This is a genomic window from Candidatus Zixiibacteriota bacterium (assembly GCA_017999435.1).
Taxonomy (GTDB): Bacteria; Zixibacteria; MSB-5A5; order GN15; family FEB-12; genus JAGNLV01.
The window spans coordinates 1319400-1331434 of sequence record JAGNLV010000001.1; the positions used below are offsets into that span (position 1 = coordinate 1319400).

At 62.8% G+C, this 12035-nt stretch carries 7 protein-coding genes and 1 tRNA gene; 5 read left to right on the forward strand and 3 right to left on the reverse strand.

All coding sequences use genetic code 11. The features are described 5' to 3' along the window. The first annotated feature begins 100 nt into the window (after positions 1–100). A complete protein-coding gene (locus KA261_05480; protein ID MBP7697242.1) occupies positions 101–2263 on the forward strand; it encodes a PocR ligand-binding domain-containing protein in 2163 nt (720 codons plus the stop codon). 204 nt (positions 2264–2467) lie between these two features. On the opposite strand, the gene KA261_05485 is transcribed toward KA261_05480, so the two are convergent. Continuing rightward, positions 2468–3973, reverse strand: a complete 1506-nt coding sequence (locus tag KA261_05485) for a hypothetical protein (protein ID MBP7697243.1) — start codon at positions 3971–3973, stop codon at positions 2468–2470. A 248-nt stretch (positions 3974–4221) separates the two neighbouring features. Between KA261_05485 and KA261_05490 the strand changes: the two genes are divergently transcribed. After that, positions 4222–4398, forward strand: a complete 177-nt coding sequence (locus KA261_05490) for a hypothetical protein (protein ID MBP7697244.1) — start codon at positions 4222–4224, stop codon at positions 4396–4398. Positions 4399–4468: 70 nt separating this feature from the next. Here the strand turns inward: KA261_05490 and KA261_05495 are convergent, their stop codons facing one another. Both KA261_05495 and KA261_05500 read right to left on the reverse strand, forming a co-directional pair. Beyond that, the gene (locus KA261_05495) at positions 4469–6034 is read right to left on the reverse strand and encodes a T9SS type A sorting domain-containing protein (GenBank protein MBP7697245.1); all 1566 of its coding nucleotides are present in this window, start codon (positions 6032–6034) and stop codon (positions 4469–4471) included. 526 nt (positions 6035–6560) lie between these two features. Beyond that, positions 6561–6633, reverse strand: a tRNA-Glu gene (locus KA261_05500). Positions 6634–6882: 249 nt separating this feature from the next. Between KA261_05500 and KA261_05505 the strand changes: the two genes are divergently transcribed. From KA261_05505 to KA261_05515, 3 genes are all read left to right on the forward strand, one after another. Continuing rightward, entirely contained in the window at positions 6883–8214 is a 1332-nt protein-coding gene (locus KA261_05505) for a HAMP domain-containing histidine kinase (GenBank protein ID MBP7697246.1), read from the forward strand. Positions 8215–8216: 2 nt separating this feature from the next. Beyond that, entirely contained in the window at positions 8217–9542 is a 1326-nt protein-coding gene (locus KA261_05510) for a sigma-54-dependent Fis family transcriptional regulator (GenBank protein ID MBP7697247.1), read from the forward strand. Between the two features lie 162 nt (positions 9543–9704). After that, entirely contained in the window at positions 9705–10769 is a 1065-nt protein-coding gene (locus tag KA261_05515) for a hypothetical protein (GenBank protein ID MBP7697248.1), read from the forward strand. Positions 10770–12035 lie beyond the last annotated feature (1266 nt).

Consider the following 12035-nt stretch of genomic DNA (forward strand, 5'->3'; position numbering starts at 1 on the left):
GCGTGCTGACGGCTGACATTTGAAAGAAAGGACCGGCCGACGGTCCCGCAACCATATGCAGACGGCAGTGCACAGCGCCGCCGTCCGGAGCAACCCGGCTATGACTGAAACCCCGTTGGCGGGACTCCCCGCCGCCGAATCGTTCACCCTGCTCGATCTCATTCCGATCGACGAACTGCAGCACGTTCAGGATTCGCTGGCCGCCGCGACCGGCGTCGCCTCGGTCATCGTTGACCTTTCCGGCCGCTGCCTGACCCGCCCGAGCAACTATTCGCCGGTTTGCCGGCTGGTGCTGGCGTCGCCCGTGGGGCGGCGGCGCTGCGCCCTGTCCTCCGAGCAGCTCCTTGGCCGCGCCCGTCGTCAGCCGGGGCCGACCCACCACCGCTGCCTCAGTTGCGGCTTCGTTGACGCCGCCGCCCCGATCATCGTGGAGGACCGCCACATCGCCGACTGGCTGATCGGCCAGTGCGATGCCCACCGGGTAGGCTCCGACCGCATCAGGGCTTTCGCCAGGGAAATCGGCCTCGATGAGGAGGCCCTCGCCGCCGCCTATGAGCGCGTCGCACCGATCGCCCTCGACCAGTTTGAACGCCACCTCGATCTCCTGTGGAACGTCGCCCACGAGCTCTCCGAACTCGGCTACCGCAACCTCTGCTACCGGCGGGAGCTGGCTGAACGCCGGCAGATCGAGGAACTCCTCCGCCGCCGCGAGGGGGAGAACCACACGCTGCTGGACGCCATGCCCGATCTCGTGTTCCAGCTCAGCCGCGGCGGCGTTCTGGAGAAGTGCCATGGCAGCCGCGAGGATATGTACCGCGCCCCCGAGCAGTTCATCGGCAAGCATGTGAGCGAGGTGCTGCCGCCGGACGTGGCCGACATCACTATCCAGAACCTGCGGCAGGCGGCCGCCACAGGCGCAGTGCAGGTGTACGAATACTCGCTCCCGATCGGCGGCCGCACCCGCTACTTCGAGTCCCGCCTCCTCATGGGATCGCCCGATTCCGCGCTGGCCATCGTCCGCGACATCACGGAGCGCAAGCGCGCGGAACAGGAGCAGGCGCGCCTGCACGAGCGGCTCGAAAAGGCGGAGCGCATGGAGGCCCTCGGCATTCTCGCCGGCGGCATGGCCCACGATCTGAACAACATGCTCGGCCCGCTCGTCGGCTACCCCGAACTGATCCTGGCCAAGCTCCCCCCGGACAGCCCCGTCCGGAAATACATCGAATCCATGCGCAAATCGGCCGTGGAAGCCTCCGAGGTCATCCAGGACCTGCTCACGCTCTCTCGGCGCGGCCGGTACGACATGACGCCCGTCGATCTCAACGAGGTCGTCCAGGCCTGCATCGACTCCGCGCCTTTCCGCAACCTCACCTCCCGCAAGCCGCAGGTGGCGGTCACCCTCCGCCTCTGCGACTCGGTCACCGCCATGAACGGATCATTTCCGCACCTGCAGAAGCTGGTGGGCAATTTGCTGGCCAACGCGTTCGAGGCGATCGACACGGCGGGCGAGGTGACGGTGACAACCGCGCGGCGCTGCCTGGAAACCCTGCCGGGCGGTTACACCCGGATCGATCCCGGCGAGTACGTCACCCTCTCCGTCCGCGACACCGGGCGCGGTATTCCGGCCGCCGACCTGGACAAGATCTTCGAACCGTATTACATCAAGAAGATGGTGGGGGCGGGGGGAACCGGGCTGGGCCTCTCGGTCGTGTACGGCGTGGTGAAGGACCACGGGGGATACTACGACGTGTTCTCCGAGCCGCAGCGGGGTTCCGAATTCGTCGTCTACTTCCGCACCATCCAATCGCCGGTGGCGGCCCGCCCGCCGGTTGGCGACTTCTCCGGGCGCGGCGAGAACATCCTGGTGGTCGACGACGCTGCCGCCCAGCGCGATCTGGCCTCCGAACTCCTCACCGGCCTGGGCTACCGTGTGGCGGCGGCCGAAAACGGCCGCCAGGCGCTCCGCTACCTCGACACCCACGTCGCCGACCTGATCGTCCTCGACATGATCATGGAGGACGACTTTGACGGCCTCGACACCTACCGGGAAATCCTCCTGCGCCGTCCCGACCAGAGAACGGTCATCGTGAGCGGCTACTCCTCCACCGAGCGCGTGCAGGAGATGCAGCGGTTGGGGGCGGGGGCGTACATACGCAAACCGTACTCGCTCGAGTCGCTCGGCCGGGCCGTTCGCGAGGAGCTCGACCGGGCGGTCGGTGACGGTGCGCCCTCCGTGCTCGCGGCGGCCGATCCGCTGCGGTAGCGCCCGCAATTCCATTTGCCTGCGTTTCCTCGCCGGTCCTGCCTTGCCGCCGTAACCGGTATTCTACCTCAGGATGACGCTATGGATTATTCCGCCCGCGAGCTCGTGGCCTGCCGCTTGTCTTCCCTCCTCGTTCCTCCCGCCGCGTAATCGCGTGTATGTTCAAGCCGAAAGCTATTCCTCTACAGCAACAGGCGAACCAAGTCACTGAGCGCCGACCGGTTCAGCGCCCCCTCGAAACAGATAATCTACGAAATAGGTCAGATCAGCAATGTTAATGGGCGCACTGCCATTCATCTCGGCCGCCCCCAACAGCACCGGGGCAGCCCCGCCCCGGAAGAGGTAGCTCACCAAAAAGGTCAGGTCGCTCACCGTGAGATCTTCCGAGCGGTTCACATCCCCCGGGATATACCACCCGCCCACCTGGAAGTAGATCCCCCAGATCCAGTCCGGCGGATGCTGCTCGTTCCAGACGAGGTACACCAGATCACCCTGCCCGTAGAGATCCGGTTCTCTCGCCGGATCAATCTTGTCCACTACCTCGATCTCCGGCGACCAGCTCATCCCGCGATCGTGCGAGTAGCGCAGGTAGAGGGCGAAGTCCGGCGAGCCGTTTTCCCGGCAGTCGTTCCACACCGCGTACACCCGCTGGGAGTCGGCCCAGAAGGCCGAGTGCTCGCAGTCGTCAGTCGGCGAGAGACTCCAGATCGGCCCCCAGCTCTCCCCGCCGTCGTAGCTGTGGGTGTAGAAGATGTAGCCGTACCAGCCCCCCTCGGCGCCGTCGAAGTCAAACCAGCCGGCGTGGAGGTCGGAGAGGCCGTTGCTGCACGCGTTCGGCCACTGGCTGGCCGTGTTGGCCGGGGTCTCCGAGATCAGGACCCGATCAGTCCAGGTCACTCCGTCCGGGTTAAGCAGGCGGCAGTAGCTCTCCACCCCCTCTTCTCCTACCCAGGAGATATGGTCGTTGGCCCGTTGGAAAGACATCGGCCAGCCGATTGAGGGGCCGGAGAAATTCAGGGTATCCCACGTCTGCCCATTGTCAGTTGAGCGACAGGAGGCGAGATGATTGTAGTCCCAGTCCGAGAATACATAGAATAGCCAAGTTGTGTCCTGGTGTCTAACCAACTGGGAGTGGTGGAGATTTGCAGTGGACTGCTGCAGAACAACCGGGGTCGTCAGAGCGGCATCCTTAAGAGATTCTTTGGCCACCACCTGCTGGTACGTCGTCTCGATGCCCTCGACCTGTCGGGAAAAAGAAAGCAGAATGGTGTCGCCCTCAATCAATGGAAATAGGTCGCCCGCGTTAAAGTCCCCGGTATTCTCGATTGCCCGCGGCTCACTCCAGGTCAAGCCATAGTCAAAGGAGAGCACGCGGTAGACCCACCACGTCCCGGCCTTCGTGACCGCCTCCCGGCTTGAGTAGGTGACACAGAGGATGGAATCCTGAGCCGTTATGCGCGGGTAGATGCTGCGGACGGGATGAGACAGCTGCTGCTTATGCCCCATCCAGAATTTCTTGGGGTACGTGGTGGTATCGGTATCGACGAACGGCACCGAGGGCGTACGCGACGGCGTCGGATTGCTATTGTAGACACGACCGCTAAGGCTGTCCGGCGACACAGGCTCCGCGAGGTCATTGGCCGATCCGATTGACACCAACAGCAACAGCCCCACCACGACCCGCGAGCCGGTTATTGGAAATACCTTCACCGTCCCTCTTCCATTTTCGGATTACAACTCATTATAGAGCGGGAGACACGTTTTGTCAAGGGGTACCCACTGGTTCATGCCTCTGGGGTAATATCGTTGAGGGTGTATGAAATGACACACCGGCGCCACGATTCATCGTGGGTTCCTCTTCCTCACCAAATGTGATTGACCCGGCGCGGACTTCGATCTTTCGCTTGGATCCGCCCGCTCACTGATGCTCGGGCCGGCAGCACACCAATTAGGGCTTGATGAAAAATGGTGGTTTCATCTTCCAGAATCACCGCGCGCTGCAGGAAGTGAGGGAGAAGATCAACACCTCTCAGGCAAACCCTGTGAACGCCGGTCTGACGGAGCAACCGGAGGGCTGGCCTTGGATCAAGTTGCCGCTCCTGCGCCGGCTGGCCGAGTGCCTTGCTGGACACTGACGGCTTCGAGGCCCAATCTAAGAGGTCCGCACCATGAATGGTGCGCCACCGGCCCCCCCTGATCGAGTGCTTACTTCAGCAGCACCATCTTCCGGCTCTGCTTCCCGGCCGGGTACTCCAGTTCGTACAGGTACACTCCGCTCGCATACGCCTCCGCCTCCCACACGACCGCATGTTCCCCCGGCCCCAGCCGCTGCTCGTTTATCAGCACCGCCACCGTCTGGCCAAGGGCGTTACGGATGCGCAAGGTGACAGTCTCGGTGTGGGGCAAGGAGAATGTGATGGTGGTGGCCGGGTTGAAGGGGTTGGGGTAGTTTTGGTCTAAGGTGAAGTTGGTGGGGAGGGCGGGTTCGGGGTCGAGGGGGTCATCGACGCTGACGGCATCGTCCCAGCCAGCGAAGATGAAGATGACCCAGGGGAAACCCGAGCCCTGTGAGGAGGCGATGGCGAAGTCATCGATGCCGTCGCCGTTGACGTCGCCGAGGCCGGCCACTTCATGGGCAAAGTAGTTGTAGTAGCCGGAGAACATCGAGTGGTGGATGATGATGTCCGGGATGCTATCGAAGTCGGGGCCGCCGAAGTAGATGTTAGCTTGGCCGATGGCGGAGAATGAACTTGAAAGTCCCTTGATGAGATCACTGTACCCGTCGTTGTTAATGTCACCGGCCAAACGAGCTTCAAGGGCATTATCGCAGATCCAGACGTCCGGCACAGTATCAAAATCGGGCCCGCCGAAATGCACCCAGGAACACGAATCCTCCGATCCGCTCTCACTGTAGTTGATGAGGAAATCTTCCCAGCCGTCCCCGTTGATGTCGTTCAGGTACACCAATCGGTAACCGAATCCCTTGTAATCGTAATTAAAAGTCATGCAACGGACGATTCGGGCATCAGGAATGGTGTCGAAGACCGGTCCGCCCCAATACAAGAGCACTTGGTCATTAATGGTGTCACCGCCGCCGTAGCGCAGATTCGTGACCAGATCGTCCCAGCCGTCACCGTTATAATCACCGGTGATGATAGCATCGCCAAACCCGGGGTAGCCCTCGCGCTCGGGCGCCCATAGCTGGAAATCCACGACGGAGTCAAGGGCCTGGTCAATCTCAAAGAAGAGGAGAGAGGGATAGAGAATGTTATGGTAATAACCAGCTACCAACTCGGGCGAACCGTTACCGTTGATGTCATGGCCAAGTATGGGGAAGGTCGACCCAGGCCATTGCGTATCATCGCCGAACAGCAGGTCGGGACCCTCACTGAGGGGCAGCCCGCCGTACCATACGGCCAGTCGTTCGCGGCCGGTCGACGTTATGCGGATCGCACCGAAATCAGAGACACTGTCATCGTTGATGAAGCCCAGGTGGTTGATCAAGGAGTAACTGCTGTCGTCGATTCTCATGCACTGGATGCCAGTCTCGGCGGGTCCCCCGAGGCAGAGGTAAAGCTTGCGAGGAAGTTCAAACGTCAGAAAATCATCGTATCCGTCATCATTCTGATCTCCCACTGGCACGATGCGCATCCCGAACCAACTAGCTACGGTGTCAGAGATTAGGGTATCGATAACGGTAGGGCCGTCAAGGGCGAGGGGCACCTGAGGCAGGCAGCACAGTAAGATAAATAGGGCGATCACAAACCGCATCAAGCCTCCTTATGTCTCTTTCCAATAACCGCAGGGCGAACGAATTTGTCAAGGTCGATGCCGGAAAGTGGACCCCACCGTCGATGCCACGGTGAGACCTTCGACGAGGAGGAGCATATCTGTGACAATGTTGATCGAAGCTGAATGCTCGGCCTGCCGGGTCTCGGGGAGAGTCTCATTGGAAGGAGCCGCGCGGAAAGCACATACGAGGAGGTCAACGGCTGAGAAATCGCTCGCGTTCCGCAAATACTCGCACAGCCCGCACGTGCGAGAAGGCGGACTCGTGAGGGACCACCCGTGATCTTCTCCCTTCGCTGTATCGCACTGGAGGGTCGACCATGCCGTATCCGACAGGCACGGCGCTCGGGCCAGGCTGGAGGCGTGTGCCTGTGGGAGCGAGATACCGTTCAAGCGGAAACCGGTCCGCACGAGACTCCCGCTCGGCACACTCGACGGCTTAACCCTCTGCCCCACAAACAAAACTCCCTTCGACTTGATAGCCGAAGGGGTGCAAAATCAATTTAAGCGACCCCAACGGGAGTCGAACCCGTGTTTGCGCCGTGAAAGGGCGCCGTCCTAGGCCTCTAGACGATGGGGTCGTAGCAGCCGCTCTGGAGCCTTCTATATAAAGCGAAATCCCCAGGCCAGTCAAGCCCAATCGCCGTGCCGCCAAGCCCCGCTCTCGCGCCAAGCCCCGCGGCCCCGCCAGACCCTGCTCTGCCGCCGGGCCCGGTTGTGTCGCCCGGCCCCGATGCGCCGCCGGATCCCGCCCGCCTCCCCCACGGCGGCTCCGCCCGGCCGGCCGCTTCTTCGTTGACCCTCCCCCGGCCGGTGTCCATATTACGGCCATGCGAGGCGACACCAAGAAACTCGTGGCCGCCGGCCTGTTTATCGTCCTCCTCATCGTCCTGGTCAATCTCGCCTGGTGGATCTTCTACGACCGGATCGAGGACATCCTCGACCGCCAGCTCGGCCGCCGCCTCGAGACCATCGCCGCGACCGGCGCCTCCCTGCTCGATCCCGGGGTTGTCGAGAGTCTCGCGGAGGGGAATTTCGAGGCCTACGCGATCGTCTCCGATCTGCTTGAGGATATCCGCAGCGCCTCGTCCCTCACCGAGCTGTTCATTGTCGACCAGAACCTGGACTACCTGGTCACGACCTCAATCACCGAGGACAGCGCCTACCTGGTGTTCGAGCCGAACCGGCCATACATCACCTCCCTGCTTTTCGGGCTGGCGGAGATTCCGCTCTCGACTCCTTCGTACCGGACGGGCGATGTGTGGCTGAAATCGGCGTATGCCCCCCTGTACGACAGCACGGGGATTGTGGCGGCGGTGCTGGGGGTGGAGGCCGATGTCGACTACACGGACACCCTGACCAATCTGCGCAGCAGCCTGTACTATACGACCGGTCTCACGGCCGCGATCGGTGTCCTGCTCGGCGTGATCTTTCTGCTCCTCCAGCGCCGTTTCAACCGCATGCAGCGGCGGCTGTTCCTGAACGAGACGCAATCGTTCATGGGGCGCATGGTGGCGGTGGTGGCCCACGAGGTGAAGAATCCGCTGTCGATCATGCGGGCCTCGGCGGAGCGCCTCCGCAAGAAGCAGCCGGCGCCGGAGAGCGATTTCATCGTCGAGGAGGTCGATCGCCTCAACGACATCGTCACCGGCTACCTCGATTTCGCCGCCGGGGGGCGGGAGAGCTTCGTCGGCCATGAGTCCCCCGAGACGCTCGATGCGGCGGAACTGGTCGCCGCGCTCAAGCAGCACCTCGCCCAGCACTACCGGCAGAATGAGGTGCAGTGGCTCGAGTACCCGATCCCGCCGGGGCTCGTTTTCACCGGCTACCGGCGGTCGCTGCGCCAGGTGCTGCTCAACCTGCTGATCAACGGCGCCGACGCCTGCCGCGAGGCGCAGAAACCGATTGTGCTCGGACTGGGGATCCGGCGGAGCCACGACGCGATCGAACTGCGCGTGGTCGACCAGGGCCGGGGGATCCCCCGCCGGGAACTGGGGCTCATCTTCGAACCGTTCTACACCACGCGCCAGTCCGGATCGGGGCTCGGGTTGTACCTGAGCCGGAAGATTGTCGAAGAAATGGGCGGCCGGCTGACTGTGACGTCCGAGCCGGGCCGAAAAACCGAGGTGGTCGTTCGACTGCCCCAACCTGCCGGAGAGTGACCGTGGCCAACATCCTGGTTGTCGACGACGAACCGAAAATGACCTCCCTCATCTGCGGCGCTCTCGAGGACGCCGGGCATCGGGTGGCGACGACGACGCGGCCGGCGGAGGCGCTCCGCCTGATCGAATCCCACTCCTTCGACATCGTCATCACCGACCTCTCCATGCCCGAGATCTCGGGTATGCAGGTGCTCGAAAAGGCGCTCGAAAAGGAGGGGACCGAGGTGATTATGATCACCGCTTTCGGCAGCATCGAGTCGGCCGTCCGGGCCATGAAAAAGGGGGCCGCCGACTATCTGCTCAAACCGTTTGCCCTCGACGAACTGGAACTGCAGGTCGCGCGCTTAGTCGAGAAGCAGCACCTTCGCTCGTTGTCGGGCCACTATGAGCAGGAGGCGCGACGCCAGGTCGCCGTGTTTGTCGGATCCGCCCCAACCATCCGCGCGGTTGTGGACATGATCGAGAAAGTGGCGCCGACCGACGCCACCGTGCTCATTTCGGGGCGCTCCGGCACGGGAAAGGAAGTAGCCGCGCGGATGATTCATGACCGCTCCCGGCGGGCCGCCCAGCCCTTCATCGCCGTCAACTGCGCGGCGCTCACGGAGACGCTCCTCGAATCGGAGCTCTTCGGGCACGAAAAGGGGGCGTTCACGGGCGCGGTGGCCCGGAAGCGGGGACGGTTTGAGCTCGCCCAGGGAGGCACCATTTTTCTGGACGAGATTGGCGAGATGTCCCCCGGCCTTCAGTCGAAACTGCTCCGCGTTATCGAGGAACGGCAGCTTGTCCGGGTCGGCGGCGTCGACCAGGTCGACATCGACGTGCGCGTCATCGCCGCCACCAACCGCGACCTGCGCAGCATGATTGAGAAGGGACGGTTCCGCGAGGACCTCTACTTCCGTCTGAACGTATTCCCGATCCGCCTGCCCGACCTCAACGAGCGCCCCGAGGACATTGTGCCGCTGGCGGAACACTTCCTGGCCGAAAAGGGGTACCCGGAGCGGACGATCCCGCCGGAGGTGGCGCACCTGCTGGAATCCTACGATTGGCCCGGCAACATCCGCGAGCTGCGCAACGTGATCGAGCGGGCCACGATCCTGGCCGGCGGCGAGCCGCTGACCCCGGAGGACTTCTCCCTGCCTGTCGATGATTCGCCGCTGACCGTGCCGGCCTCCTCAATGGCCGCCGCGGGACTCCCTGCGGCCGAGCGCCAGATAATCATGGACGCGATCGAACGCGCCCGCGGCAACAAGACCGAGGCCGCCAGGCTGCTCAAGATCTCCCGGCGGCGTCTCTACAGCCGCATGAAAGTCCACGGAATCAAACCCTGATGCGCCATTCGGGGCATACCTGTACCGTACGGTACGGCGGCGCGTGACCGGGAATATCGGGACACGGTGCAAGCAGTTATGAGACAAGGCGATGATTCGATAAGGCAGGCCGGGCACAGGGTTTGATAGGAGGATGAGCGTCGGTTCGCCGGAGAAACGCCTATGATGCGTCAGTTATTGAGTTGTCTTGCTCTGATCATCCTCTTCTTTCCACCCGCCGCCCCCTCACGGGGGCAGTCGGCGCCGGGCAACCATGTCGCCGCCGAACTGAAGACGACCGATGAAGTTCTCGAACAGGCACGCGAGATTCTGCCGGCGGTTTCACCGGTGCCCGTAAAGGTGTCCTATGAATCGGCGGTGAACCTGCAGGCGCAGGCGCACGAGGAATACCGGCTGGGGCCCGATCCGGGCCGCTGGGAGAAGGCGCTGCTGCTCACGATCCAGGCCCGCGCGAAAGCCCAGGAGGCAATCGCCCAAAGCGCGTCTCTCGGCGGGCCGACGACGCCGGACGAGACGGCCCTACAACGGCGACTGGAGCGGGCCGATGAGTTGATGGCGCAGGCGCGGGAGGCTCTCGAACCAAGCGCTGACAATTCGCTGCAGGCCCTTTACGAGAGCGCCCGCTCCAAGCTTGACCGGGCGCACGGGCTGTGCGGCGAGCGGCAGTATCGAGCCGCCCTGAAACTGGCTGGCCAGGTGGAGCGGACAGCCGAGAGAGTTCTCCAGGCCGCCACGCGGGCGGCCCGCGATGATTTCAACTACGACCGTTGCCGCGAAAACGTGCGGCGGTACTTCGAACAGGCCGGGGAGCAGATCGCCGAATGCGAGTCTCCATCCGCCCTGCTGCCCATGGAACAGGCCCGCCAGGCCATGGATATGAGCGAGAAACAGGCCTCTGAGGGGGATCGGGCGGGCGCTCTGCACGCACTGCAGACGGCCCGGGAGCTCGCCGCGCAGGCGCTGCGGGAATGCACCGGTAACGACAACCTCCACCACCGGCACAAGACTCTGCGCCAGCAGGCGGACCGGCTGGGTGAGGCGATCGGGGCCGAGAATACCGATGCCTTCGCCTTTCTCGCCCAAGCCCGGACACAGCTCGATTTGGCCCAGGCCGCCCTCGAACAAGGTGACCGCCAGGCCGTCGTGGCCGCCCTCAAAGCGGCCCAGTTGAGTCTGGACGAGGCCCGGCGAAAAACCCTCGCGGGCAGGCGGACTGTGGGGGGATGATATATTGCAGCGGACACCGGATCGGCGCAAGTCTTTCGCGAGCTTTCAGCCGGCCGAACACGGGTCAAGGCCATTTCCTTCGGGCGGTGCTTTCCCCAATTCAGGAACAACCTGATACCGGACTCTGGACGATTAAGGCGTAACCCAGCCTACTTTCCGGTACCGAGCAATCGGCAGTTCCGCCCACACTTCGGGAGCCGGCAGCCGTGACCCGTTCGGCTGCTTCCGAGGTCTTCTGCACCCCTCGCCGGCGTGCAGTTGAGTTCGGTCTCGGCCCATGGTTCATCACCCACGGGCATTGCGGCTGATCCGCCCGATGGCTCAGCCGCGGGAATGGGTGGTCGCGCCCCCACTTTTCTGGTCGTCACAGCAGGACGACAGCGGGGTCTTTTGGCTGTGTCAATTATGACACACTTCGGGTTGCGGAGTGTGCTGGAAGAACCATCAGCAGGGGGTTCGCGGAAATTTGTTCAAACCCCTGGGGGCGGTCTGCTGAGTCAACATGACCGGACTCGGCCGGCCGCTCAGGACGCTCTCAGCCGGGTAAGAACCGATCCCGGACTATCATCGGCGAGTTTTCCGACGCCACCCACGAATCGATCCTGGGGAGGCCACCGGGCCGACGGGCGAGGGTACGGAACGGAGGGTGACAGCCACTTGGACGCCGCCCCCGCCGAAACTTTCGGTGGCGACCTCTCCCCCGCCCGGGTCCGGTCAGCCGGTCTGACGATCGTCTTTGGCCGGGCGCTCGAAAGGATCTCACAGGGGTCGTCCGGATAGATGAGCAGGCGGCTGTCGGAATGCCCGGCTGGTGTTGCGCAGGTAAGGGGATTTTGTGACTTATTTCACAATCAATGCTTCTTGTGCGAGCAGTCTAGAGGTCTTTTGCTCGACGAGACGTCCCCTCGGAACTGGTTCCCAGTAGAGGCCGAGGCGCTCCTGTGGCGCCGGGGTAGCCGACCCCTTGTCTTGACCGGGACCCGTCGGATATGATAACGAGCCGGTGGCTGGAAGGTCTTCAAGACGCCCTGAAGGCTTCGCTTTTGGGGGTGATGGGCTATTCCGGCGACGCTGAGGGACACATGGGCACTTGGGGGTTTTTATTACTATAGCCTATCGTATTTAGTGATTTGTGTAAATTGTTGAAGAAAGTTCTTGACAATTTTGTGTGTTGATGTAGTTTATGATCGGTCTAGGGAAACAGTTGTGTATGAATTATGCTTCTGTTTTGTATCTGTGGCACCTTTGAACGTTAAGTAAGACTTA